The sequence below is a fragment of the Sporosarcina soli genome (genome assembly GCF_042655805.1).
In the GTDB taxonomy this organism is placed as follows: Bacteria; Bacillota; Bacilli; order Bacillales_A; family Planococcaceae; genus Sporosarcina; species Sporosarcina soli.
In genome coordinates this window covers 265,636-290,166 of sequence record NZ_JBHSNO010000016.1, presented here as the reverse complement: position 1 = coordinate 290,166, position 24,531 = coordinate 265,636, and the positions used below count along the sequence as shown (strand labels likewise).

The 24,531-nt window shown below is 37.5% G+C and carries 22 protein-coding genes and 1 other RNA gene; 18 read left to right on the top strand and 5 right to left on the bottom strand.

Annotated elements, in window-relative coordinates:
* Positions 1 to 7: 7 nt before the first annotated feature.
* From smpB to ACFPRA_RS22065, 3 genes are all read left to right on the top strand, one after another.
* Positions 8 to 475 (top strand): SsrA-binding protein SmpB, encoded by a 468-nt coding sequence (smpB, locus tag ACFPRA_RS22075; protein WP_239391134.1) that lies wholly within the window; start codon positions 8 to 10, stop codon positions 473 to 475.
* Between the two features lie 82 nt (positions 476 to 557).
* Positions 558 to 921: a transfer-messenger RNA gene (gene ssrA, locus ACFPRA_RS22070) on the top strand.
* A gap of 325 nt (positions 922 to 1,246) precedes the next feature.
* Positions 1,247 to 2,574, top strand: a protein-coding gene (locus ACFPRA_RS22065; RefSeq protein WP_381439533.1) for an IS3 family transposase whose coding sequence is annotated in 2 segments (ribosomal slippage) — positions 1,247 to 1,619 and positions 1,619 to 2,574 — 1,329 coding nt in all. Because the reading frame shifts where the segments join, the coding sequence is not laid out codon by codon here.
* Positions 2,575 to 2,688: 114 nt separating this feature from the next.
* On the opposite strand, the gene ACFPRA_RS22060 is transcribed toward ACFPRA_RS22065, so the two are convergent.
* The 4 genes from ACFPRA_RS22060 to ACFPRA_RS22045 form a co-directional block, all read right to left on the bottom strand.
* Entirely contained in the window at positions 2,689 to 3,882 is a 1,194-nt protein-coding gene (locus ACFPRA_RS22060) for a chromate transporter (RefSeq protein WP_381439531.1), read from the bottom strand.
* Between the two features lie 16 nt (positions 3,883 to 3,898).
* The gene (locus ACFPRA_RS22055; protein WP_381439528.1) at positions 3,899 to 4,207 is read right to left on the bottom strand and encodes a PadR family transcriptional regulator; all 309 of its coding nucleotides are present in this window, start codon (positions 4,205 to 4,207) and stop codon (positions 3,899 to 3,901) included.
* A gap of 298 nt (positions 4,208 to 4,505) precedes the next feature.
* Entirely contained in the window at positions 4,506 to 4,925 is a 420-nt protein-coding gene (locus ACFPRA_RS22050; RefSeq protein ID WP_381439526.1) for a universal stress protein, read from the bottom strand.
* A gap of 22 nt (positions 4,926 to 4,947) precedes the next feature.
* Positions 4,948 to 6,411: a SulP family inorganic anion transporter gene (locus tag ACFPRA_RS22045; RefSeq protein WP_381439524.1), complete on the bottom strand. Its 1,464-nt coding sequence runs from the start codon at positions 6,409 to 6,411 to the stop codon at positions 4,948 to 4,950.
* Between the two features lie 178 nt (positions 6,412 to 6,589).
* On the opposite strand from ACFPRA_RS22045, the gene ACFPRA_RS22040 reads away from it, so the two are divergent.
* The 14 genes from ACFPRA_RS22040 (at position 6,590) to ACFPRA_RS21975 (ending at position 21,576) form a co-directional block, all read left to right on the top strand.
* Positions 6,590 to 7,132, top strand: a complete 543-nt coding sequence (locus ACFPRA_RS22040; RefSeq protein ID WP_381439522.1) for a recombinase family protein — start codon at positions 6,590 to 6,592, stop codon at positions 7,130 to 7,132.
* Between the two features lie 247 nt (positions 7,133 to 7,379).
* Positions 7,380 to 7,727, top strand: coding sequence for an ArsR/SmtB family transcription factor (locus ACFPRA_RS22035; RefSeq protein ID WP_381439520.1), 348 nt, complete (start codon positions 7,380 to 7,382; stop codon positions 7,725 to 7,727).
* Between the two features lie 15 nt (positions 7,728 to 7,742).
* Entirely contained in the window at positions 7,743 to 9,038 is a 1,296-nt protein-coding gene (locus ACFPRA_RS22030) for an arsenic transporter (protein ID WP_381439517.1), read from the top strand.
* 27 nt (positions 9,039 to 9,065) lie between these two features.
* Positions 9,066 to 9,485, top strand: a complete 420-nt coding sequence (arsC, locus tag ACFPRA_RS22025) for an arsenate reductase (thioredoxin) (protein ID WP_381439515.1) — start codon at positions 9,066 to 9,068, stop codon at positions 9,483 to 9,485.
* A gap of 88 nt (positions 9,486 to 9,573) precedes the next feature.
* Positions 9,574 to 9,933, top strand: a complete 360-nt coding sequence (arsD, locus tag ACFPRA_RS22020) for an arsenite efflux transporter metallochaperone ArsD (RefSeq protein ID WP_381439512.1) — start codon at positions 9,574 to 9,576, stop codon at positions 9,931 to 9,933.
* Positions 9,934 to 9,945: 12 nt separating this feature from the next.
* Positions 9,946 to 11,718 (top strand): arsenical pump-driving ATPase, encoded by a 1,773-nt coding sequence (arsA, locus tag ACFPRA_RS22015; RefSeq protein ID WP_381439510.1) that lies wholly within the window; start codon positions 9,946 to 9,948, stop codon positions 11,716 to 11,718.
* A 19-nt stretch (positions 11,719 to 11,737) separates the two neighbouring features.
* A complete protein-coding gene (trxB, locus tag ACFPRA_RS22010) occupies positions 11,738 to 12,700 on the top strand; it encodes a thioredoxin-disulfide reductase (protein WP_381439508.1) in 963 nt (320 codons plus the stop codon).
* A complete protein-coding gene (locus ACFPRA_RS22005) occupies positions 12,697 to 13,125 on the top strand; it encodes a protein-tyrosine phosphatase family protein (protein ID WP_381439506.1) in 429 nt (142 codons plus the stop codon). The genes trxB and ACFPRA_RS22005 overlap by 4 nt, the downstream gene beginning before the upstream one ends.
* Positions 13,126 to 13,154: 29 nt before the next feature.
* The gene (locus ACFPRA_RS22000; RefSeq protein WP_381439504.1) at positions 13,155 to 13,433 is read left to right on the top strand and encodes a HesB/IscA family protein; all 279 of its coding nucleotides are present in this window, start codon (positions 13,155 to 13,157) and stop codon (positions 13,431 to 13,433) included.
* Between the two features lie 79 nt (positions 13,434 to 13,512).
* Positions 13,513 to 14,865, top strand: a complete 1,353-nt coding sequence (locus ACFPRA_RS21995) for an NAD(P)-binding domain-containing protein (RefSeq protein ID WP_381440005.1) — start codon at positions 13,513 to 13,515, stop codon at positions 14,863 to 14,865.
* A gap of 240 nt (positions 14,866 to 15,105) precedes the next feature.
* On the top strand, positions 15,106 to 16,362 hold the full coding sequence (locus ACFPRA_RS21990) for a TniQ family protein (RefSeq protein ID WP_381439502.1): 1,257 nt from the start codon (positions 15,106 to 15,108) through the stop codon (positions 16,360 to 16,362).
* Positions 16,363 to 16,384: 22 nt separating this feature from the next.
* Positions 16,385 to 19,081, top strand: coding sequence for a Mu transposase C-terminal domain-containing protein (locus ACFPRA_RS21985; RefSeq protein ID WP_381439499.1), 2,697 nt, complete (start codon positions 16,385 to 16,387; stop codon positions 19,079 to 19,081).
* Between the two features lie 2 nt (positions 19,082 to 19,083).
* Positions 19,084 to 20,193: an AAA family ATPase gene (locus ACFPRA_RS21980; protein ID WP_381439496.1), complete on the top strand. Its 1,110-nt coding sequence runs from the start codon at positions 19,084 to 19,086 to the stop codon at positions 20,191 to 20,193.
* Between the two features lie 66 nt (positions 20,194 to 20,259).
* The gene (locus ACFPRA_RS21975; protein WP_381439494.1) at positions 20,260 to 21,576 is read left to right on the top strand and encodes a TniQ family protein; all 1,317 of its coding nucleotides are present in this window, start codon (positions 20,260 to 20,262) and stop codon (positions 21,574 to 21,576) included.
* A gap of 32 nt (positions 21,577 to 21,608) precedes the next feature.
* On the opposite strand, the gene ACFPRA_RS21970 is transcribed toward ACFPRA_RS21975, so the two are convergent.
* Positions 21,609 to 22,217, bottom strand: coding sequence for a M48 family metalloprotease (locus ACFPRA_RS21970; protein WP_381439491.1), 609 nt, complete (start codon positions 22,215 to 22,217; stop codon positions 21,609 to 21,611).
* A 991-nt stretch (positions 22,218 to 23,208) separates the two neighbouring features.
* Here ACFPRA_RS21970 and ACFPRA_RS21965 point away from each other — a divergent pair.
* Entirely contained in the window at positions 23,209 to 24,525 is a 1,317-nt protein-coding gene (locus ACFPRA_RS21965) for a hypothetical protein (protein WP_381439489.1), read from the top strand.
* Positions 24,526 to 24,531 lie beyond the last annotated feature (6 nt).

Sequence of the window (24,531 nt, the reverse complement as noted above, 5' to 3'; positions counted from 1 at the left end):
GAATGAGATGGCAAAAGGCGCAGGAAAAGTGGTCGCAGTCAATAAAAAGGCGAACCACGATTTTGCAATTGAAGAAACAATCGAAGCGGGCATCGTCCTACAAGGAACGGAAATCAAATCAATCCGTAACGGCAAAGTGCAACTACGGGACTCCTTTGTCCGGATCCGAAACAACGAAGCATGGATTTCCAATATGCACATCAGTCCATATGACCAAGGAAACCGTTTCAACCACGATCCGCTCCGATCCAGAAAACTATTGCTCCATAAAAAGCAGATCAGCTCACTAATCGGCCGCACAAAAGAGCAAGGCTTCGCAATCGTCCCACTTAAAATGTACTTGAAAGACGGCTTCGCCAAAGTACTGATCGGCATCGGAAAAGGGAAAAAAGACTACGACAAACGCGAAGACCTCAAGAAAAAAGAAGCAAAACGCGAAATGGCCCGCGCACTCAAAGACAAGCAACGCTATTGATTTTTACGTAAAAATGCGGTATACTAGCTATAGAAATTCAGTTCAGAAGCCTTTAAATAGGCTATCCTGACATCCTCTTAACGGGGACGTTACGGATTCGACAGGGGTCGTCTGAGCTTGAGTTGCGCGTCGGAGGGCTCGGCTCCGTCAGAAACGGCAGTTTATAATAACTGGCAAAACAAACAACAACTTAGCATTCGCAGCTTAATAGCTGACTGAATCTGCCTTGCAGTTCCATCGCCCATGTGGCATTGTAAGGCTCACTTATTAGTGGGATACGACGGCTGTTGCCTCCTGAGGCAGACGGAAGAGACTCGCAGGATAGCGCACAAGACGCCCTGATTGCCGGCATAATGATGCGCGAAACGCAAATAGACAATCTACACGCGTAGATGCTTGAGTGTTGGAGCCTCTGGACGCGGGTTCGACTCCCGCCGTCTCCATATATAGAAATCACCGGATTTCATATGGTATGTGACTTTAAGTATATCTTTGCCGCATTGGCAAGGATATACTTAATTTTATTTTAGGCAAAATTCTACTTAAAAATATTACACACTTCCGGAAATCAAGATCGAAAACCCTGAAACTTTGTTTAGGAGATTTGGTATAGAAGTATTAACTTTAAATAAACAAAAAACGCCTCAAACCAAAATGGTGAATTGAACCCCGAATAATGGACACTTAAAAAAAAGTGACCCTATTCGGGGTTTTTTCTGTTTAAAAACCCGTTATACTAGAAAATAACGACTTGGAACGGGAGATTTTTTAATGAGTAAAATATTTTTCAATGAACACCAGAGAAAACGAATAGGATCAAACCCTAATGTCGCCTCCGTATCAGATCGCGCCATTCAATATACATCTGAATTTAAAATACGTGCAGTTCAAGAAAATTTGAACGGTAAAGGGCCTTCTCAAATTTTTATTGAAAATGGATTTGATTTAGAAATTATTGGAGCTAAAAAAGCCAAATCGTCATTAAGCCGCTGGAGAAATACATATAACACATATGGGGAACAAGGCTTTTTAGAAGAACGTCGCGGAAAAGGCAGCACAGGTCGACCCTCTAAAAAGGATCTATCTGCTGAGAAGAAATTAGAAAAAGCTGAAGCACGTATTAAGTATCTAGAAGCTGAATTAGAATTATTAAAAAAGCTAGAGGAGCTCGAGAGGCAGGCGAAGAAACGGTTCTAGCACCCCATGAAAAATACACAGTAATCAACGAAGTCATTCGAAAATATCAACTAAAGAATATGACACGTTATCTTTGTGAATTAACCGGCGTGAGCCGGAGTGGCTACTACGCATGGCTTCTAAATTCAGAGAAGCATGCGATTCGTGAAGAAGAAGACTACCAAGACTATCTATTATTAAAAAGCATCTACGATGCTTCTAAAGGGAAAATTGGTTATCGTGGGCTTTACATGGCATTAGAAGAATTATTAGTAACACCAATGAATCACAAAAAGATTCTTCGCCTAATGAGGAAGTTTAATCTTTTTGCGAAAGTGCGTCGTGCGAATCCATATAAACATATTGCGAAAGCAACGCAGGCACACCGTACGGTCCCTAATCACTTAAATCGAGCATTTGATCAAGATGAACCGGGAAAAGTATTTTTAACTGATATCACTTATTTACAATACCGCAATAGTCATACGGCGTATTTGTCTTGCGTAAAAGATGTTGCAACACGTGAAATCATCGCCTATGAACTATCGACAAGCTTAAAAATGAGAATTGTTTATCGGACATTAGAAAAATTAGAAGAAACATTAGATGGTAACCTGCATCCAGAAGCCATGATTCATTCCGATCAAGGTGTCCATTATACAAACCCAGCGTATCAAGAACGTGTAAAGAAAATGGGCTTACTCCAGTCGATGTCACGTCGAGGAAACTGCTTAGATAACGCCCCTATGGAATCATTCTTTGGGCACTTAAAGGATGATGTAGATTATCAGGAAGCGCACAATTTATTTGAATTAAAGCAAATGATAGATGAGTACATAGAGCATTACAATACAACACGCAAACAATGGAATTTAAAAAAGATGACTCCAGCTCAATACCGAAGTCATCTAATTGCAGCCTAGACTGCAAAGTCACTTTTATTAAAATGTCCGTTAATAAGGGCTCAGTTCATGGTTTGGGGCGCTTTTTGGCTCTATACTATTCTGTTTAGCCGGAGAAGAGAATTTAAATGACAATTACAGTAATGTCAATAGTGTACCGCCTATCGCCCCAGCAACTACAATCATCCAAGGTGGAAGCTTCCAATAGACAAGCATACTAAACAAAATCGCAGCTAACGCAAAATCAATAGGTGCTAAGATTGAGCTCGTCCAAATCGGCTGATAGAGCGCGGAAATCAATATACCAACTACTGCTGCATTTACGCCCAGGATTGCGCCTTTAATTTTAGGATTGTTCCGTAAAGCATCCCAAAAAGGAAGTGCACCAAGAATGAGAAGGAATGCAGGTAAAAATACGGCAATCGTTGCGACCAAACCACCTTGCCAGCCTTTCATAACAGCCCCTAAATAGGCAGCAAACGTGAATAGAGGACCGGGTACTGCTTGTGTAGCACCATATCCAGCTAAAAATGCTTCTTCGCTGATCCATCCATTTGGCACAAGTTCTTGTTCTAATAAAGGTAAAACGACATGCCCCCCACCAAACACTAAAGAACCGGATCTATAAAAACTATCGAACATAGCCACCCAGTACGATCCGGTAACTTCCCTAATAACTGGTAAAAGAAAAAGTAAGCCAAAAAATAACAGTAGACATATCGCTGATACGCTTTTACCAATTGGGAATTGCGAACTCACTTCTTCATTTTCTTTATGTTTTTTAAACAGGAGGAACCCGAAGAGTGCAGCTACTAAAATGACGCCGACTTGCGTAAAAGCCGTTTGCCAAAGAAGCGTGCTTACGAGTGCGAATAAAGCAATGGCTTTTCTTTTTAAATCAGGCGTCAAATTTTTTGCCATACCGAGAATGGCATGTGCAACGACAACTACAGCCACGATTTTTAATCCATGTATCCATCCAGCATTGCCTATATCAAATCCATTAAGTAGCAAGGCAAAAAGAATAAGTGCCACAACCGAGGGGAGTGTAAACCCTATAAAGGATATAATCCCGCCTAATACTCCTGCTCGCATAACTCCTATCCCAATTCCAACTTGACTACTCGCTGGACCAGGTAAGAATTGTGCTAAAGCAACTAAATCAGCATAGCTTTTTTCATCCATCCATCTTCTTCTACGGACATATTCTTCATGAAAGTATCCCAAATGGGCTGTTGGTCCACCAAATGATGTTAACCCAAGTCGTGTCGAAACGAATAGGATTTCCAAAAGTGCTTTAAATCCTCTTTTCGAGTTAGTTTGTTTCATAATTAGCTCCTTTTTGTTAGTCTTTGATCTCCTTGAAGAGCTCATATGCTTTTTTTCTGGCTTCAATCAGGACAAGATTTCCTTTATCGGTCGTTGTATAATATTTTCTAATTTTCCCTTCCACATTTCGATCTTCTCTTATGAGAAGTCCATCAGACTCCATTAAATGTAGGATAGGATAGAGAGTACCTGAACTGATGTTATAACCGTGTTCCTTTAGTTCTTCTAACATCCATAAACCGAAAATAGGGTGTTCTTTCGCGTGATGTAAAATATGAATGTGAATAAAGCCTAGAAAAAGTTTCCGCAATACTTTATCTTCCAATCTGTCATCTCCTTTCTTAATATCAAAACCCGATATTGATTTTAGATATTGATAATCAATATCGCAAATATAGCACTTAAAATAAAATCTTCCAAGCCAAAACAAGAAGAGTTACATAATCTTAACAATACAATGCACTGAATTAAAACGTAACTGTCGAGTGTTTCTTGAAAAAGAATGATAAAAAGACACCTTAGTAAGGTGTCTTAGACAGTAATCGCTATGTGAAATGCAATACACTGTCCAAAACATGCGAACAGTATATTGCATTAATTATTTGTTTGGGGAAGTAATTTTTTTATTTCACGACAAGAACCGGACAATCAACTCTTTTTACGACTTTATGACTCACACTGCCTAATACCATTTCTTGCAAAGTATTTAGACCCCGACTACCAATAACAACCCAATCGACCTTTTCTTTATTTGCGTACTCAATAATTGTCGGTCCGGGATCTCCGTGAAATATTTTAATTTCATAGGCTATATTTTTCAATTTTATTTTATCTTCTACAGGAGAGAGTCGCTTACGACGTGTAAAGTCCAATGCCTCTTTTCCTTGGGAATGAAGGATTTCGTTTTTAGTTTTTGAAAAATCAGCGACATACACGACTTCGATTTTACATTCTGGAATTAATGAAGCGATTTTTACCGCTTCATCTGTTGCTCGCAAAGCATTTTTCGATCCATCTACAGCCAATACTATTCTTTTGTACATTTTTAAGCCTCCCAAAATTAGTTTAGTGAGACATCGGGTTTGAATTTCCATTATGATATATGGCTAGCTTATCAACGATTTTTTTACTTGATGAATCCAGCCCGACGATGGTTACAGTATTATTGTTCTCACGATATTTAATGACCGCTTTATCCACGGCACCTACAGCAGAATCATCCCAAATATGTGCATTGGAAAAATCAATGGTAATGTCTTTATTTTTAACGGTAAAATCAAATGATTTAACAAAGTCTTCAACTGACGCAAAAAACAATTGACCTTCTACTTCAAAGATTGTATTTTTATGTTCTTGTCTTCTGTTCACTTTAATCCTAGATATTTTAGCCACAAAGAAGATGGCGCTTAGGATGACGCCTGCAAAAACTCCTTTTGATAGATCATGTGTAGCTACAACGATAATGACTGTCACTAACATTACCGCAGCATCGCTTTTGGGTGCCTTTCTTAAATAAGTGAATGAAGACCAGTCAAACGTGCCGATAGACACCATGATCATAATCCCTACAAGTACAGGCATGGGAATTTGGACAACCAAATCGCCTAATACAATGATTAGGAAGATCAAGAACAGTCCTGCAGTAAGGGTAGACAGACGGCCGCGGCCTCCTGATTTTACGTTAATGACGGATTGTCCAATCATTGCACATCCTGCCATTCCACCAAAGAAACCAGTGATGATATTGGCAATACCTTGTCCTCTGGATTCTTTGTCTTTATTGCTTTCCGTTCCCGTCATATCATCTACGATGGAAGCTGTCAGTAATGACTCTAATAAACCGACAATCGCTAGAGCAAACGAATACGGGAAAATAATTGCTAATGTTTCAATTGAAAATGGCACGTTTGGAATTAAAAAATCCGGCAATGTTCTTGTGATGGCCCCTAGATCGCCAACAGTCCGCAAATCAAGGTTTGCATAAAGGGCAACTGCTGTCAGTGCGATAATTGCAATTAATGGAGCCGGAACAGCTTTAATGAATCTTGGCAGTATATATACAATCGCCAAAGTAATTGCAACGAAAATATATGTCAAATTGGAAATTCCGATAAAATGGGGGACTTGAGCCATGAAAATTAAGATGGCTAACGCATTTACAAAACCAATCATGACGGCCCTCGGAATGAATTTCATGGCTTTAGCGATCTTAAATATACCGAAAAGTAATTGAATCACACCTGTTAAAACCGTTGCTGCCAATAAGTATTCGAGTCCATGTTCCTTAACTAACGGAACCATCAGCAATGCCATTGCACCGGTCGCGGCTGAAATCATTCCAGGACGACCACCAACAAAGGCAATGATTACAGCGATACAGAATGAAGCATACAATCCCACCATAGGATCGACTCCTGCAATGATGGAGAACGCAATTGCTTCAGGAATTAGGGCTAATGCTACTACGATTCCAGCAAGGATATCCCCTCTTACATTTGAAAACCAATCTTTTCTTATTTTTTCTACCACTTTGTTTTACACCTCATCTATATGAATTTTTTTGGCTTTTAACTCTCATAAAAGCCGGGCCCGGTTTGAATAAAAATAGTTTATCACCTTTCGTCCCAAAATGGAACCTTTACGGGACGAAAAGTAAATTTTATGTTAAGATAAAGGTAAACTTCTTTATATTGAAGGGGTGTCTAATTTGTTAATCGGTTATATGAGACCTAATGAAGACGATCAAACATGTGATATGCAAATGACAGAATTAAGGAAACTTAATTGTGGAAAAATAATCGCAGAGGAACACTCTTCCGCCAAGAAAAGAGTTCAACTAATAAATATGATTGATGACCTCAAACAGGGGGACAAAATTATAATCACAAAACTATTCTCTCTTGCAGATTCAACACGTCATTTAGTGGAGCTATTGCAAGTGATTGAAGAAAAAGGAGCTAATATTCAATCACTCAAAGAAGGGATTGATACAAGTAATAGAAGTGGGTATCAATTTAGCTATATCGTGAAGCATCTAGTGGAATTCCAAAGTGATGTGATCAGTGAAAAGACTAAAAAGGGATTACGTAATGCACAGAAAAAAGGAGTAACTACAGGACGTCCAAGAAAACCTGATGAAAATGTTCAGCGGGCAATTATCATGTATGAGAGTAAAAAGTACAGTTTAGCTGAAATAAGAGATGAAACAGGGATAAGCAAATCCACTTTATATAGGTACTTGGAGAGTTAAGGGACCAACGTCCGAAAGAGTAGAAGTCCTACTTGAATCTTTGTGACAGGCGCTATAAATGCAGTTGTGAATATTAGGTAATCTCTTGCATGTTTTAAAAGCATTTCATAACTCACTGAGTAACCGAAAGGACCGCCTAAAAGTGGTCCTTTATCTTTTGTGGAGTAGAAAATCCAATTAGTAAATCATCTACTTGCTTATATAAGCATATGATTATATAATGATTGCAGAAAGGTGGGAATCGCATATGAATACGGAAGTATCGATTGATATGCAGCGAGCATCGCAGCTATTAAAATTGCTTGGAGATCAAACTCGTTTGACAATGATGAAATTACTTCAGTCACATGAATGTTGTGTATGTGAATTCGTAGAAATTTTCAAAATGAGTCAACCGGCAATCAGCCAACATTTGAGGAAGCTGAGAGATATTGGATTAGTGAAAGAAGAACGCAAGGGTCAATGGATTTTCTTCTCAATCAATGAAGATCATGAAGACTTTCCTTTTATTCAAAGCATACTTGAACAACTTCCGGAACAGAATGAATCCATTACTGAACTGGAAGCACAAGGGCTGAGAATTAGTTGTAACTAGGGAGGAGAAAGCACGTTGGTTTCAGTTATTACAGCATCATTGATTTTCATTATTACACTCATATTTGTTATTTGGCAGCCTCGAAATTTATCCATTGGATGGTCTGCCTGTATTGGTGCAGTTGTCGCTTTGTTAGTCGGGGTAGTTAATTTTCAGGACGTTATCGATGTTACAGGGATTGTCTGGAATGCTACACTTGCTTTCGTCGCCATCATCATTATCTCATTAATCTTAGACGAAATCGGATTTTTCGAGTGGTCTGCGTTACATATGGCGAGATTAGCCAAAGGTAGCGGTATTCGCATGTTTGTGTATGTCAGCATTCTTGGGGCGATCGTTGCTGCCTTGTTTGCAAACGATGGGGCCGCACTTATTTTAACCCCGATTGTGTTGGCAATGGTAAGAAATTTGAATTTCAATGAAAAGATGGTTTTTCCATTCATCATTGCCAGTGGTTTTATTGCAGATACGACTTCGTTACCATTGGTCGTAAGTAACTTAGTCAATATTGTTTCGGCAGACTTTTTCGGTATTGGTTTTGTCGAATACGCATCTCGGATGATTGTACCGAATTTATTTGCTTTGGTTGCGAGTATATTAGTGCTGTTGTTATTCTTCCGTAAAAGTATCCCGAAAGATTATAAAGTATCGGATCTAAAAGAACCGAAGGATGCTGTAAAAGATGGAAAGATGTTTCGGCTTTCTTGGGTCGTATTAAGTATATTACTTATCGGGTATTTCTCTAGTGGGTTTACGGGGCTTCCTGTTTCGATCGTTGCTGGAGTCATGGCCATATTCTTTATGATTATGGCACAAAGAAGCCCAGCCGTTCACACGAAGCAAGTATTAAAAGGAGCACCTTGGTCCATCGTATTCTTTTCAGTTGGGATGTACGTGGTCGTTTATGGTTTGCGGAATGTTGGTCTGACAAGCGTACTCGGTGATCTCATTCAATTAGCAGCAGATCAAGGCTTGTTTATAGGTACGATTTCGATGGGTTTCATAGCAGCGATCTTGTCGTCAATCATGAATAATATGCCAACTGTTATGATCAACGCCCTAGCCATTGCGGATACGAATACAACCGGAACGATTCGTGAAGCTTTGATTTATGCAAATGTCATCGGTTCAGATTTAGGTCCGAAAATTACACCAATCGGTTCATTGGCCACTTTATTGTGGCTGCATGTCCTTTCACAAAAAGGTGTGAAAATATCTTGGGGTACTTATTTTAAAACCGGTATTATCTTAACAGTGCCTACACTTCTTATTACACTGATCGGACTCTATTTGTGGTTGTTAATCATTTAAAAAAATGTAGAAGAGGGGATTTTCATTATGTCGAAAAAAACACTTTATTTCTTATGTACAGGTAACTCATGCCGTAGCCAAATGGCAGAAGGTTGGGGCAAAAAGTATCTTGGTGAAGAATGGCAAGTTCTCAGCGCAGGAATTGAAGCGCATGGAGTCAATCCAAATGCTATTAAGGCGATGAATGAGGCTGGCGTCGACATTTCAAATCAAACTTCGGATATTATTGATACACAAATCCTGAATAATGCAGATTTCGTCGTTACGCTTTGTGGAGATGCCGCTGATAATTGTCCGATGACACCTCCACATGTAAAACGTGCTCATTGGGGATTTGATGACCCTGCAAGAGCAGAAGGAACGGATGAAGAAAAATGGGCGTTTTTCCAGCGTGTACGCGATGAAATTGGTGCTAGGATTGAACGCTTCGCTAAAACGGGTGAATAAATATAAAAAGCCGTGGATTCACATCACGGCTATCCTTGTAATAAACATATAAGGATATGATTATACAATGATAAAGGAGTTGTTGATAATGAAAAAGGTTGAAATATTTGATCCTGCAATGTGTTGTTCAACAGGTGTCTGTGGACCTGGCGTTGATCCAGAATTAACGCGTGTTGCATCGGCTGTTTATTCACTTGAACAAAAGAAGTTTGATATTACACGCTTTAATCTTGCGAATGAACCGGGTGCTTTCGTGGACAATGAAGTAGTCAATAAGGTGCTTCTTGAAAAAGGACCAGATGCTCTCCCTCTGATACTTGTGAATAATGAAATTGTAAAAGTGGGTGCCTATCCGACAAACGAAGAGTTAGCTGAGTGGCTTGATGTAAAGGCTGCTGAACTCCAAGAAAAACCACGTGTACGCGTTTCACTAAAGTTTGAAAAATGAGGAGGGATAGCCATGTATCCAGTATTCAATCCGAACCAAATCGCACTAACTCCATTTTTGTTTTTTACCGGAAAAGGTGGCGTTGGTAAGACATCAACGGCCTGTGCGACAGCGGTTTCTCTTGCTGATCAAGGAAAAAAAGTACTGTTAGTAAGTACCGATCCTGCTTCAAATTTACAGGATGTTCTCGATGTGGAATTGACAAATGACCCGGTTGCTATTCCAAGCGTAAATAATTTATTCGCTTGTAATATAGACCCCGAAGCATCAGCAAAAACATATCGTGAACAGGTTGTCGGTCCTTATCGGGGTAAACTGCCAGATGCTGTTCTTGCAACCATGGAAGAACAGTTATCGGGTGCTTGCACAGTTGAAATTGCTGCATTTGATGAATTTTCTCATCTGTTATCCGATGAGGATGTGTTAAATCAATATGATCACGTATTGTTTGACACTGCGCCGACCGGGCACACACTGCGTCTGTTACAATTACCAACCGCGTGGACCGGATTTTTGGAAGAAAGTACACACGGGGCTTCCTGTTTGGGTCCACTGTCAGGCCTTGGAGAGAAAAAAGAGTTGTATGCGAAAGCTGTTGGGTCTCTTTCTAATCCAGAAAAAACGACTCTAATTTTGGTGTCACGTCCAGATGTCTCCTCATTAGTGGAAGCGAATCGAGCTTCTTCAGAACTGAAAGATATCGGCATTGAAAATCAGATACTTATTATAAATGGGCTTCTCCAGAGTCATCGATCCGAAGATAAGGTGTCAACAGCGTTTTATGAGCGACAGCGTCGTGCATTGAAAGAAACGCCCGATGCATTAAAACAAGTTGTGACGTTCTCCCTTCCATTTGTTTCATATTCACTAACCGGAGTTGACAACCTTCGGCACTTATTTAGCTCTTACACGATTACTGTATTTGAAGACGATAGCCTTAGCACTGATCCGATTCAACTTCCAGGCCTAAACAAAGTAATTGCTGATTTTTCTTCGAAAAACATCCGTGTGATTTTCACAATGGGTAAAGGTGGGGTTGGAAAAACATCGATTGCATCAGCGATTGCTGTCGGTCTGTCTGAGAAAGGTCACCGTGTTCATTTGACTACAACAGACCCTGCAGCGCATCTTGCATACGCATTTGAAGGTAGCGTTCTGGGAGAAAATCTGACAATTAGCAGCATTAATCCAGAAATTGAAGTAGAGAAATATAAGCAGGAAGTGCTTTCGACAGCAGGGGAAGGGCTGGATGAAGAAGGGCTTGCATATTTGAAGGAAGACCTCGAATCGCCATGTACAGAAGAAATTGCTTTGTTTAGAGCCTTTGCAGAAGTGGTGGAGAAGTCGGAAAATGAAATCGTCGTGATTGATACGGCACCGACCGGTCACACGTTGTTGTTACTCGATTCGACGGAAGCGTATCACAAAGAAATGAGCCGATCGACTGGCGACGTACCAGAAAGTGTGAAGAAGCTTCTTCCGCGATTGCGAAATCCAGAAGAAACAGGCGTGGTCATTGTGACATTGGCTGAAGCAACACCGGTATTAGAAGCAGCAAGATTGCAGGAAGACCTCAAGCGTGCGCAGATTGATCCGAAGTGGTGGGTCATCAACCAAAGTTTGTACGCAACGGATACAGCAGATCCTATCTTGAAAGGGCGTGCTGTTTCTGAAAAACAATGGATTAAAAAAGTGAGTGAGGAATTTGCGCCGCGGTGTGCGATAATCCCATGGTTGCATGAAGAAAAAATTGGCTATAACAAATTGAAAGAATTCATCCTATAACAATTCGGAGGTACAGAGCATGCATAAGGTAGTAATCCTAGGTACTGGGCCTGCTGGTTTAACAGCAGCAATTTATTTAGCAAGAGCTAATATGAATCCTATTGTTATCGAAGGCGAACAACCAGGAGGACAATTAACACTTACAACAGAAGTAGAAAACTTTCCGGGTTTTATAGATGGGATTATGGGACCGGACCTTATGGATAACATGAGAAAACAAGCAGAACGCTTTGGTGCTGAATTTAAAAGAGGCTGGGTAACGGATGTGGATGTATCCCAAAAACCTTTCAAGCTTCATGTTAATGGTTTAGGGGAAGTTGTAACTGAATCTCTAATTCTTTCAACGGGCGCATCAGCAAAACTCCTTCAAATTCCAGGCGAACAAGAAAACATTGGTTCAGGCCTGAGCACTTGTGCAACCTGCGATGGCTTTTTCTACAGAGGTAAAAAGGTGATCATTGTTGGAGGAGGAGACTCAGCAATGGAAGAAGCGAATTTCCTCACGAAATTTGCTTCTGAAGTTACGATTATTCATCGTCGTGACGAATTACGCGCTTCAAAGATTATGCAAGATCGAGCTAAACAAAATCCGAAAATAGCTTGGGGGTTAAATAAGACTCCTCTTGAAGTAATTGGAGACGGTATAAAAGTAACTGGACTGAAAGTGAAAAATAATGAGACTGAAGAAGAAGAGATAGTTGAGGCAGATGGGATTTTTGTCGCAATCGGACATACACCAAATACGGCTTTCTTAAAAGGACAGATCGAAACAGATGAGGTTGGTTATATTCAAGTAAAGCCTGGAACAACAGAAACGAATATACTAGGTGTCTACGCATGTGGTGACGTCCAAGATAATAAATATCGCCAAGCAATTACAGCTGCGGGTACAGGATGTATGGCAGCCCTAGATGTAGAAAGATACTTAGAATCTGTAAGTAATGAATGGAGTCCAACATTGAGTGGGGTGAAAGAAGGATGACGACAAAAAATTATCAGGAATTAATTGAACACGGTATTTTTATTGGTGGTGCAGATGATGCGCTGGAAGTTATGAAGAATGAAAAAGTAGATGTAATCGTAGATTTACGTGCAGAATCCACGAACATTCCATCTGATAGCAATCGGATTCATTGTCCGATTGTTGATGATGCCGATCAGCAAGATGAATCTGTGAATAAAGCCATCAATTTGGTCGTCAATTCTTACAATGACGGACAGAAAGTCTTCGTTCATTGCGGTGGGGGAAGTAATCGAACAGGTACCGTGGCGATCGGAACACTTTTAGCCCTTGGCAAAGCAAACACAATTGCTGAGGCAGAGGAAAAAGCGACAGCAATCCGCCCGAAAATCAACGTGAAATCAGCAATGAAAGATTCATTAAGAAGAATATTCCCCGATGCATAGTCATTGGGAAAAATGAAGGAGAGAATATAATGAACATTACAAACGAAGCCAAGCAGTATATTCAAACGCTTTTGGAAGAACAGCAAGCCAAAGGACTCCGTATCTATGCCATTGAGGGGTGCTGTGGACCGCAAATCGGTTTATCTCTTGATCCGCCTGAGGAGTCGGATACTGTATCTTTGATCAACGACATCCAAGTTGCCATTTCCACTTTAGCTTTAGGACTTCTGAGCAATGTAACATTGGACTTTGAAACTGAAGGTAATCAATCTGGTCTAGTGATGATTGGTACGCCAAATAACTGTTAATACAAAAGAGCTCATTCAGTGAGCTCTTTATTATTCTAAGGAGGTTTGTAAATTGAACGAGCAAAGTAATTTTCAAATAATGAATGGGAACTGTTGTTCAACAAATACTATGCCACTGCATATAGAGCTTATCAAAAAAGAAACGAGTTCCTTGCCAGTCGTAGTTATAGGCGCTGGTCCTATAGGTCTAGCCGCAGCTGCACATTTGGCTAAAGCAGGCGAAAAATTTATTGTTTTGGAAGCCGGTCCTTGCGTGGGAAACCATATACTTCAATGGGGACACGTTCGATTGTTTTCACCGTGGCAATACAATGTAGACAAAGCGGCTCGGGAGCTACTAGAAAAACAAGGATGGGAAGCCCCTTCCCCAGTTGATCTTCCTACAGGAAAAGAATTGGTGGAGGGTTATTTAAAGCCAGTAGCTAGTTTACCTGAAATCCAACCATACATTCATTTGAATACTAAGGTGCTGTCCGTTAGCAAAAAAGGGTTGGATAAAATGAAGTCGGCAAATCGTGAAAATGTTCCGTTCCTAATTTACGTTGATCATAACGGCAAAACCGAACAAATTGAAGCAAAAGCTGTTATAGATGCAACAGGTACTTGGGGGCAACCGAACCCTATAAATGCTGATGGAGTATGGACGGAAAATGAGAGAGCCTTACAAAGTCATATTCATTATGGAATTCCCGATATTAACGGCGACAATCGTGATAAGTACCTTGGTAAACGCATAGCTGTAATCGGTAGTGGTCACTCAGGGATAAACACAATTTTAGAGTTGTCTCAACTCAATGAAAGTAATTCCGATAAAAAGATTATTTGGATACTACGTAAAAATAACGTAGAAGAAGCTTACGGTGGCGAAGAAAAAGATGCCCTACAAGCAAGAGGAGAACTCGGGTTGGAAATCCATCAATTAGTGGACTCTGGCCAAGTAGAAGTTTACACGCCGTATCGCGTCCAAAATGTTTTAATGGAAGATGAAGCATTAACAATTGTCGGAGATTTAAGAGGAGAAAGCGTTTCGATCCAAGGAGTAGATGAGGTAATTGTCAATACTGGAAGTCGGCCTGATTTTTCATTCTTGAATGAAATCAGAGTGTGTATTGACTCGGCAACGGAAAGTGTCGAAGCCTTGGCTCCGTTAATAGATCCTAATCTTCATAGTTGTGGAACTGTTCGTCCGCACGGCGAAGAAGAATTGAGACAGCCAGAGAAGAATTTTTACATCGTCGGGATGAAAAGTTATGGACGGGCACCTACATTCCTCATGGCAACTGGTTATGAACAAGTCCGTTCAATAGTGGCATATCTGACTGGCGATTATGAATCGGCAAAAAAAGTGGAACTGGACCTACCGGAAACTGGAGTGTGCAGTGTGAACTTTACATCAACAAAACAAGAAAAATCTTGTTGTAGTACTAGCTAGAATTAATGATAGGGCAGCTCTATAAGTCGGAACTACTCCGACTTATAGAGCTGTCTTTTTTATGAAAATAGAATAGTATTTCCAGAACTTTAGTGTGGCCTGATATATGAAAAGAATTTGGACAACATTGAATAAAAGAAGGAATACTAGATAATTCTATTTTTATAGTTTTTCAGAGTAGTAATAAAAAATATAAAAATGGTGGTGTCATAAAATTTGCAAAGAAGTTGTTTATATTCAATGGAACCGATTGGAATTGGCTCAACAGGTGCAGAGTCCCTTAGCAGTTATATTTCTAGATTAGCAGACGCTCACTGCATAACAGTTGGTGATATTATGACTCATTTGATAGCACCTAAACTAGACAAAAAATACATCAATAATATGGTGTTCAATGGTGGTAATGGTTTTTATAAATCAACATCTGCCATTAACGGTCATGGGAACATTGCAGAAGATTTTATTGATGTAATCGCATTCTTAACAATGAGAAAGGATATTGGAGAGACTACACTTGTTAATTGCAGGGGATTAGTACCGTTTAGGGGGTTACTAAAAAGTAGAAGACATTGGTGTCCATCCTGTTTCCAAGCTGATGTGGAAAGTAAACAGATTGTTTATGAAAGACTAAGTTGGACTCTTCAACCGTATCTTAAATGTTTCATCCACGACAGGACTCTAGAGAGTGTTTGTCCATTCTGTAAGTCTTGTATGTATACATTAGAAAGAAAGAGTGTACCAGGATACTGCACAAAATGTTTTTACTGGTTAGGGAACTTTAAGGAAAGCCAAAATACGACTATTTACAGTGGTGAGACCAATGAATCAATGAGAACTTTTTTCTCTGAATTTATTAACTTGTCGTTTGAAAGTGGTTGCGTTTCGCGCTCAATATCCTTTTATTTAGAAAAAAATTTTGAAGGTTCTTTAACAAAAGCAGCTGAATTCTTCGGATACTCTAAGTCGACTTTATGGGGATGGAAGGCTGGTGCTAATCTAGTTCCATTAAAAGCACTGATTGATATTACTTCGAGATTACAGCTTAGTCTGACTGGTTTCATAAATATGGAGAAATCCAAGATAACTTTAAAAGGTCATTGTTCTGATAGAGTAGTTCCCCTTGGAAGAGTTAAAAAGGATCATAAAAAAATTCAAGAATTTCTCGGTTTGATAATAGCGGAAAAGAAGTCCTATTCATTAAGTGAGATAGCAAATTTGATGGATTGTGACAGAAAACTATTAACTCAGACGTATCCAAACGAATGCCAACAAATAAAAACAAACTATTTGAGCAGCTTGGAGGCAAAAAAACAAAGTAAAAATAAAATTATGAAAAAAAGTATTGATAAAGCGGTCTACACATTAATGAAACGGGGTACTTATCCAAGTAGTGGGAAAGTAGAGGAGATTGTCGGTAAGGGCAAATTACATGAAAGAAAGTACCAGGATTATTGGAACGCCAAGAAGTCATCGATGGCAATAAAAAAATCAATTTAAATGAAAGTTAGGAGGGATAATTATGAAAAAGGATTTAATGAGACTGTTCCTTGAATTGAATATTGGCGAAGATGCAATAAAAAAAATAGAGTGTATAAGAAGCTCACAACCAGCAAGAAAAGTAAGATCCAGCCGGAAAAATGTTTCTGGTTGTTATCCTAGCCAGAAGATGGGAGTAACTATTCAGTTTGAGAGTAGAACCCTTGAATTAGCAGCTATCTATGAAAAGGAATTTGATTCAACTGTAATCGAGTATTACGATCAGCCTGAAATCTTTTTAATTCGTTACCAAAATAAAGGACGTAATATTGGGCACTATTATACCCCGGACTTTTTCGTTATCCAAAAAGACTGGATTGGTTACGAAGAATGGAAGTCAGAAAAAGAATTGTCTAACTTAGTCCTGAAGTATCCCAATAGATACATTATGGATGAAGCTGGTGCTTTCCGATGCCCACCAGCTGAAGAGTATGCGAAAGCGTGTGGATTGTCTTTTCGAATTCGTACTTCCGATGAAATTGATTGGATACTTCAAAGGAATATTAGATTTTTAGAAGATTATCTAATTGGTGATAATGCTGAGGTTTCTCCAACAAGGAAAGATCTTATTATTAATTTGGTAGCTGAAAAACCAGGTACAAGTCTTGAAAGATTACTAAATATGAATCTAGATTTTTGTGCCGATGATATTTACCATCTTCTTGCACAGCATGAGATTTATGCCGACATCAAAGCTACCTTAATCACCGATTTTGATAAATTCTCAATCTATCAAAGTAAAGAATCTGCGGATGCATTTTATAATATGTCTAACGCAAATGTGAAAGATATTTTAAATGTGTCAACCCTCAACATTTATCCGTTACAACCTCTCCTATGGTCAGCAGAACCTTGTACAATTTTAAGTATAAATGATTCAAGTATTTCAATTATGAATGGCGAACGGGAAGTTAAGATCCCTCATGCTCTTTTTGAAAGACTATATCAGGAAGGTACAATTAAGCCCCTCATTGATTCTAATAACGAATCCATCGCCTCAGAAGAAGTTATAGACATAATACTTAGTGCTTCACCAAAAAGCTTGGAGGAGGCTAATCGTAAATATAGTATTTTACAAAGCCACTGGAATGGTGTTTCTTTAGTAGAGTTAAAGGTCAGTCCACGAACATATAGGGATTGGGTGAAGAAATACAAAGATGCTGAAAATCATTTTGGAAACGGTTTTATAGGTCTAATAAGCAAAAGAAATAATCAAGGCAATCGAGAAAGAAAGTTATCTTCCGAAGTTATAGAATTAATGGATGAATATATCAAAGAGAAATATGAAAATCCACGTAGTTCGAATCTAAATTCAATATATAAGCGATTTTATCAAGAATGTATAGATAAAGGATGGAATCCCCCCAGTTTCGTCACATTTTGGAAAGAATCAAAAAAGAGGCCCATCCATGTTCAAACAGAAAAAAGAAAAGGGCCAAAAGCTGCATATGACACAGAAAAATTCTATTTTGAGATAGAAACAACTACTCCAAGACACGGAGATTTCCCATATCAGATTTGTCATTTAGACCATACGGAACTAGATATTGAATTAATTTGTTCAGATACACTCGAAAATTTAGGTAGACCCTGGCTCAGTCTACTGGTCGATGCCTATTCTAGAAGAGTACTAGCTTTCTATTTAACATTCGATCCACCAAGTTACCGATCTTGTATGATGGTTCTAAGGGAATGTGTGAAGAGAAATTCAAGGCTACCAAAAATGTTAGTCGTCGATGGTGGTAAGGAATTTCATAGTGTTTATTTTGATACACTACTAGCCAAATATAACGTCACTAAAGCACAGAGGCCAGGAGCAAAGCCTAAATTCGGTTCCGTTTGTGAAAGAATGTTTGGGACTACTAATACAGAATTTATTCATAATCTATTAGGGAATACACAAATAATGAAAAAAGTTAGGGAAGTGACGAAAAAATTCAATCCTAAACATAAAGCGATTTGGACATTTCAATCATTACACGAAATGATGGAAGATTGGTGCTATCAAATATATGATCAGCAAATTCATTCGACTTTGGGTACTTCTCCAAGGAATTTTTATGAAAATCGACTATATAAAACTGGTAAGCGAGAGCATACCTTTGTTAGATATGATGAACTGTTTGAAATAATGACGCTACCATCTACTCCAAAACAAACAGCAAAAGTTCAACCGGGTCAAGGGGTCCGTATTAATAACATCTACTATTGGGCGGATATGCTTGATCATCCGGAAATTGAGGGGCAAAGCGTATATGTTAGATATGATCCATTCGATATGTCTACTGCCTATGCGTATATAAATAAATACTGGATTAAACTTCGGTCTGAAAATTTTATGGTCTTTGAAAACCGTACTGAAAAAGAGATAAAAATCGCTACGATTGAAATTAGGAAACGGATGAAGAATGCTGGAAATACTGTTCCTATCACAGGATCAATCATTGCAAAGTTCCTAGACTCATTAGAGTCAAAAGAAATTCTACGATTACAACATTTAAAAGATAAGGCTTCCAAACCACTTGAAGAAATAACCGCGAGAGAAGGAAATCAAAATGAAAGCAATGTACCTAGATTGCAGCAAAGGCATCTACACGTTGTTAAAGAATCAAATAAAATTTCCTCCATTAAAACAGATAAAGTAAATACACAAAAATTTATTGCTTATGAGGAGTTTTAAATATGGGTGACCAGTTATTTCCTACCGAATTGTTATTGAAATCAGCCAATGAAAGAATAAGTTACTTTAAAAATTTTACTATCGCCCATCCTAAATTAAAGAGTGCATTTAAGGAGTTTGAAGATAATATTAGTGTTGCAAACAAGAATGAGATACTACTGATATTCGGTCCAAGTGGAGTTGGAAAGTCTACACTATTTAATAAGATAATAAACCATTATAACAAAATTCATAAAGAAGATATGATTAAAGATAAAGGATTTGTGCCAATTGTTGGGCTAGAGGCAATTGCACCTGATGATGGACGGTTTGATTGGAAAGACTTTTATATTAGATCCTTGGGTTCGCTTTATGAACCCTTAATCAACCAAAAAAAAATTCTTAATGCTGGAGAATTATCGCAACCTTTAAATAGTAAAAATGCATACAGAAGAGCAATGGAAAATGCGTTGATATATAGAAGGCCACGAGCCTTTTTAATTGATGAAGCTCAACATCTTTCAAGAGTAGCGAGAGGAAGAAGTTTAAGAAATCAGATGGATATATTAAAGTCACTTGCTTCCGTAAGTATGGTTCCTTTTGTTTTATTTGGTACTTATGAAATTCTTAAATTTAGGAACCTTAGTGGTCAACTAATCCGACGAGGGATGGATGTACATTTTCCCAGGTATAAAGCAGAAATAGAAGATGACAGAGAGGCTTTTCAAAATATATTATGGACATTTCAAAAGCATCTTCCATTCAATGATGAGCCTAATCTGGTGGAAAATTGGGAGTATTTCTATATTCATTCTGTTGGTTGTGTGGGTAATTTGAAAATTTGGTTTAATAGAACAGTTGAATATAGTCTTCTAAATAATCAAGATATAAAAACCTTGGATTTGTGTGATTTCAAAAAGTTTGAAGTAAGCCTTGACAAAATTGAAAAAATGGCTGATGAATCAATAGAGATGGAAAAACATTTTGAAGATATGGATAGTGAATGTAAGAAAAGGGTGCTTATGAAATTTGGTTTTGACACTAAAAACGATAAGCAATCTCAGAAAAACGAAAAACAGAGGGGGAAAGTGGGTGAAAGGAAGCCAAATCGAGATCATGTCGGTTTTCAGTAATACTGATAAAAACTCTAGAATCAAATGAGAAGAAATTATTTAATTTGATTGAAAGGGGAGAATCAGGTGAGGTCAAAACATAGTGTTCTTTATAATATTCCCCCAATTGGTATAGGCACAATGGAGGTGGAGTGTCTTACAAGTTATATTGCGAGGATTGCTTATGCACATTGTGTTGAGACAGGGACCTTAATTAATGAGATTTTAATTCCTGAAATAAAGGGAGAAGGGATTTATAAAGAAGAGAGTATATTTGCTATATATAGGGGGGGAACATCGAAATTTAATGGTTTGTCTGTTGCAGCCGATAAAAACGCTAATATTATGAATAGGTTATGCGGAAGGGATGATTTAGAAAATTTAACTATAATAAAATATAAAAATATATTGAATGATAACAAATTATTGAAAAAGAATAAGTCTTGGTGTCCATATTGCCTTGCCGATATGAAGGAAGTTCAATATGAAAAATTGATCTGGAGTATTATGGAGGTAGATATTTGCCATATACACAATGTTAAATTGGAGGAAACTTGTCGAAAGTGCGGCGCATTACAAAATCACTTGAAATTTAAAACGTTAAATGGATTTTGTCAAAAGTGTTCCCACTGGTTAGGAAATATAGAAAAAGTACAACATGGAGGAAATGAATCGAATTCCAAAAAAGTATTTATTATTGGAAATCTGCTGAAAGACACTAGAAATCATGATTTAATTACCAATGAATATATGATAAAAAACTTGATTCTTTTATGGGATTTAATACCTTCTCCCAAAAGAGAGTTTGTAGAAAATAATATTGGAGTTCAAGGCAAACTCTTATCGGACTTTCAAAGGGGGTTAAAGGATAAAATTAGTTTAAGTAGTCTAATTCGATTATGCACATTTTTTAATTGTTCCACTAACGACATTTTAGATAGATTGATGGATATATCGTTTGAGTTATTGATAAAAAATGAAAAACTGGTATTCAAAAATACAAAAAGAAAATTGGATATTGTAAAGTTGGAAAAAGAGTTAATTGAATATTTAAATTCATGCGAAAAAGATGAGAAAAATTATTTGAGTATAAATGAATTAGAAAAGAAAATCGGCCATGTGGGTTCTACAATAAAAAAATATTTCCCTGTTTTATATGAAAATATAAAGAAACAGAATACTGAAAGCAGGGAAAAGTTGAAAAAAGAAAAACAAAAAGAGAGAATGGAGTTAATAAGGCAGGAGACTATAAAATTATATCAATCTGGTATATATCCTAGTCTAAGAAGGGTTTTTAGCAAACTGCCTTTTGTTGTTACTGGTTTTGAAAAAGAATATAGAGATATGTGGGAAGCAACTATAATTGAATTAGGAATAGCAAGAAGAGTAAATCAATATGATTAATTTAATTAACGAAATTCCGGTATTTAGGAGTTCTAAATACTAACCAATTTTATACACTTGTCAATAAACACAGACTTATTAAGGATCTTTCTCAAATCACAATAATCATCAAGCACTTCCACAGCAATTTGTTTGGTCATAATCTTATAGTTTTGTGCATATTGTGCAGCTTGTTCTCTAGAAGGATACCCAAGTTTGTATTGCGACTCCTTATCTTTATTCCCGTTTACGGCTTTTAAATACATTTCGATTTCCTTAATCATTTCCCTAGGAAAATCAGTGAGAGCATAACCTTCAATATTTGCTCTAATTTCATGTAAAAGGCATATCGCCATTGATTCTTTGGAAACGATTAACCAGCCTCTCGGTGTAAAAAGGCGTTTTAGATTCGCTCTAGGATCCATATATTTTAGATGTATAAATTCATGAGCTAGAACTGCTTTGACTACTTCGGGTCTTGAATTTAATTCATTTAACAATCTTTTATTTAACACTATTGATTTTGAAACTGTTGCAAATCCAGTTGCAATTTTTGAATTTCTATTACTTTTAATTTTGGGCTGATAATTAAAGTTGAGCTTAAAGCAGAATTCCGAACGCATTGCTGCTATCTCGGGATGTTTTTTACATAAGTCATTCAAAGGAAACTCCTCCATCATCTGTTGGCACTCAAAAGATGCAATTCTAGCCGTTAATCATAAGTATGCCGAAATTATTATTATTAAGCAATTTATTGCCGAAAATAAGGATAGTTTATATGATATCTCTACTATTGGAGTTGAAATCCTTTGAGTAATCTAAATAACTAAATAGAAAGTGTTGGTATGACTGGTCTGGCAAATATATGATTAAATCATCGGCAAAAAATGATTAAAATCACATGGTATCATGTGACGTAAAGCATAAATTTTCCGATTGGAAAATTTATGCTTTATTTTTTTAAAAGGAAATTTTATAGTTGAATGAATGACTTTATCCGACTTTAAGTATAACTTTGCCGTATTGGCAAGGATATACTTAATTTTATTCTAGGCAAGGTTATACTTGAAAAATAATCTACACATGCAGAATACAGATTTAAAAATCGGAGATAAAGCACAATGCCCCTTATTGATTACCTTTCTGTCCAAACTCAACATGTTTCCTTATTTATAAAAATCTGTTATATTAGTTAATACCTAATGTTAGGAGTTATTATATGGAGAAGCGACCTTTTCTAACTGTAATCAGCAATACCGTTGAATTATATTATCCAACATTCGAGGAATCAAGAGAGTATCAAATAAATTTATATGGAAATTTACAATGAATAATGCAGAAAATTTCTACTTAGATCTAGTTGAGAGAGGACATGTATACCAAGCAGGAGGAAATGTGAATATACCATTCCTACTTTTGGGGAAAATGTACGAAAACTCGGTATGGTTATGAAATTCAGGGAAAATATAAAGCTTAATTTCTGGAATTATTATATAAATTCAACTGTTATTATCTTAGAAAAGATGATTGTAGTGGAAGGTGATACCTTAAAAAGCCTAAAGTGCAAGATAGATTCTGGGATAGTATAAAGCTATCTTGTTTTGTCGGTAATCATTCTGTTTTAAAATACTAGATACCTTGAGGTGAAGAGAAATGTCTAAGCGAGATATAATAAAAGCGGGATATTGGTCTATTGCAACACAAAAACATTTGAAACAATTTACTATTGATAGTCCTGGTATTGGTAATTTTGGTAATCTAAGTACTGCTGGTAAAGCTGGAAGGTTTTTAGGGGCTATAAGAGGAAACCAAGTAATTGATAACATACATAAACTTGAACAAATGGCAAACAGTGTTGGAATAAGTAGTAGGGCAGAGTTAGAAATGATTATACTCCCTTATCTTGTGAGTGCCTCTGATCAAAAAATTGAACTTATTAAAGATGTTACCGGCAAAGTAACTGGAATAGCGGAATATTTATTTACCAACTCAGCAGTTTTGGAGATTTCGGGACAACTTTTCGAGAATCTTTCCCCTACTCCTGAAGAAATAGTTACAGTTGAAACGATGGATGAGACAAAAAAGATACCCTATTTGCAAAATGAACTTACTGAATTTTTGGTGAATAAAGGGCATTCTGAGGAGAATATAAATTTGTCTTATGCTTTACAAAAACAATTTAAGTTAATTCAGATGTTCAATAAATCGAAAAGTTCTGAGCCAATAATTAGTAATGAATATGTTTGGGGTGGGAACAGTGAGAAAATAGCTATGGCAATATCAGGGCTTCAAACAGAAGGGAGACATAGCCTTAAGGAGATTATAGAAATAATCCAACAATCGCAGGGCTATCCGCTAGAGAAACTACCTAAAGAAGCTGAAGAATTATTGCTCTTGGCAAAAAAAGTCGGAATGATCAATCCAACTACTATTATCTCTAGCAGAGGGATGAGAAAAGAATTTGGTTTTAGTTCCAATTTAATAGGTCAACATTTACATGATGATGACATCCTTGATGATGTTAAACTCTTATTAGCTTCAATTAGATTTGGTGAGAACTATACTCCTTATTCGACAATAAATGATCCAGAAAGGTTTTTAAAGAAGTTAATAGAAAGTGGAGATATTGGTCCACATGATGCGAATGCCACAGATTACACCCTATTAGAGAAAAAAGGGATTGTAAGGGTGGTAAATAAAACTAAATTCAATTACTATACTGGAAGAAACAGAACGGGTGCTTGTTTAGAGTTGATTCGAAAAGATGTCGCGGAAGAAGCTTTAAAGATAATAAAAAGTCCGAATTATAATTTTCAGTCGGATTCAGAGATTACAGACTTTAGTTCAATGATTGATACGGGCTCCTTTTTATCGCCAGAAGAATCGAGAATAAGATTAGGAGAAATGCCAGAGCATGTACGAGAAGTTGAAGAGCATGCAGTGCGAGTGCTAAGAGGAGAACTCCTTTAGGAGAGG

Bases quoted from the DNA above. Each gene is read 5' to 3' on its own strand.
- smpB (WP_239391134.1), top strand. From the start codon at position 8: ATGGCAAAAGGCGCAGGAAAAGTGGTCGCAGTCAATAAAAAGGCGAAC.
- ACFPRA_RS21995 (WP_381440005.1), top strand. From the start codon at position 13,513: ATGAATGGGAACTGTTGTTCAACAAATACTATGCCACTGCATATAGAG.
- ACFPRA_RS22050 (WP_381439526.1), bottom strand. From the start codon at position 4,925: ATGTACAAAAGAATAGTATTGGCTGTAGATGGATCGAAAAATGCTTTG.
- trxB (WP_381439508.1), top strand. From the start codon at position 11,738: ATGCATAAGGTAGTAATCCTAGGTACTGGGCCTGCTGGTTTAACAGCA.
- ACFPRA_RS22035 (WP_381439520.1), top strand. From the start codon at position 7,380: ATGAATACGGAAGTATCGATTGATATGCAGCGAGCATCGCAGCTATTA.
- ACFPRA_RS21990 (WP_381439502.1), top strand. From the start codon at position 15,106: ATGGAACCGATTGGAATTGGCTCAACAGGTGCAGAGTCCCTTAGCAGT.
- arsA (WP_381439510.1), top strand. From the start codon at position 9,946: ATGTATCCAGTATTCAATCCGAACCAAATCGCACTAACTCCATTTTTG.
- ACFPRA_RS21965 (WP_381439489.1), top strand. From the start codon at position 23,209: ATGTCTAAGCGAGATATAATAAAAGCGGGATATTGGTCTATTGCAACA.
- arsD (WP_381439512.1), top strand. From the start codon at position 9,574: ATGAAAAAGGTTGAAATATTTGATCCTGCAATGTGTTGTTCAACAGGT.
- ACFPRA_RS21985 (WP_381439499.1), top strand. From the start codon at position 16,385: ATGAAAAAGGATTTAATGAGACTGTTCCTTGAATTGAATATTGGCGAA.
- ACFPRA_RS22000 (WP_381439504.1), top strand. From the start codon at position 13,155: ATGAACATTACAAACGAAGCCAAGCAGTATATTCAAACGCTTTTGGAA.
- arsC (WP_381439515.1), top strand. From the start codon at position 9,066: ATGTCGAAAAAAACACTTTATTTCTTATGTACAGGTAACTCATGCCGT.
- ACFPRA_RS21980 (WP_381439496.1), top strand. From the start codon at position 19,084: ATGGGTGACCAGTTATTTCCTACCGAATTGTTATTGAAATCAGCCAAT.
- ACFPRA_RS22060 (WP_381439531.1), bottom strand. From the start codon at position 3,882: ATGAAACAAACTAACTCGAAAAGAGGATTTAAAGCACTTTTGGAAATC.
- ACFPRA_RS22005 (WP_381439506.1), top strand. From the start codon at position 12,697: ATGACGACAAAAAATTATCAGGAATTAATTGAACACGGTATTTTTATT.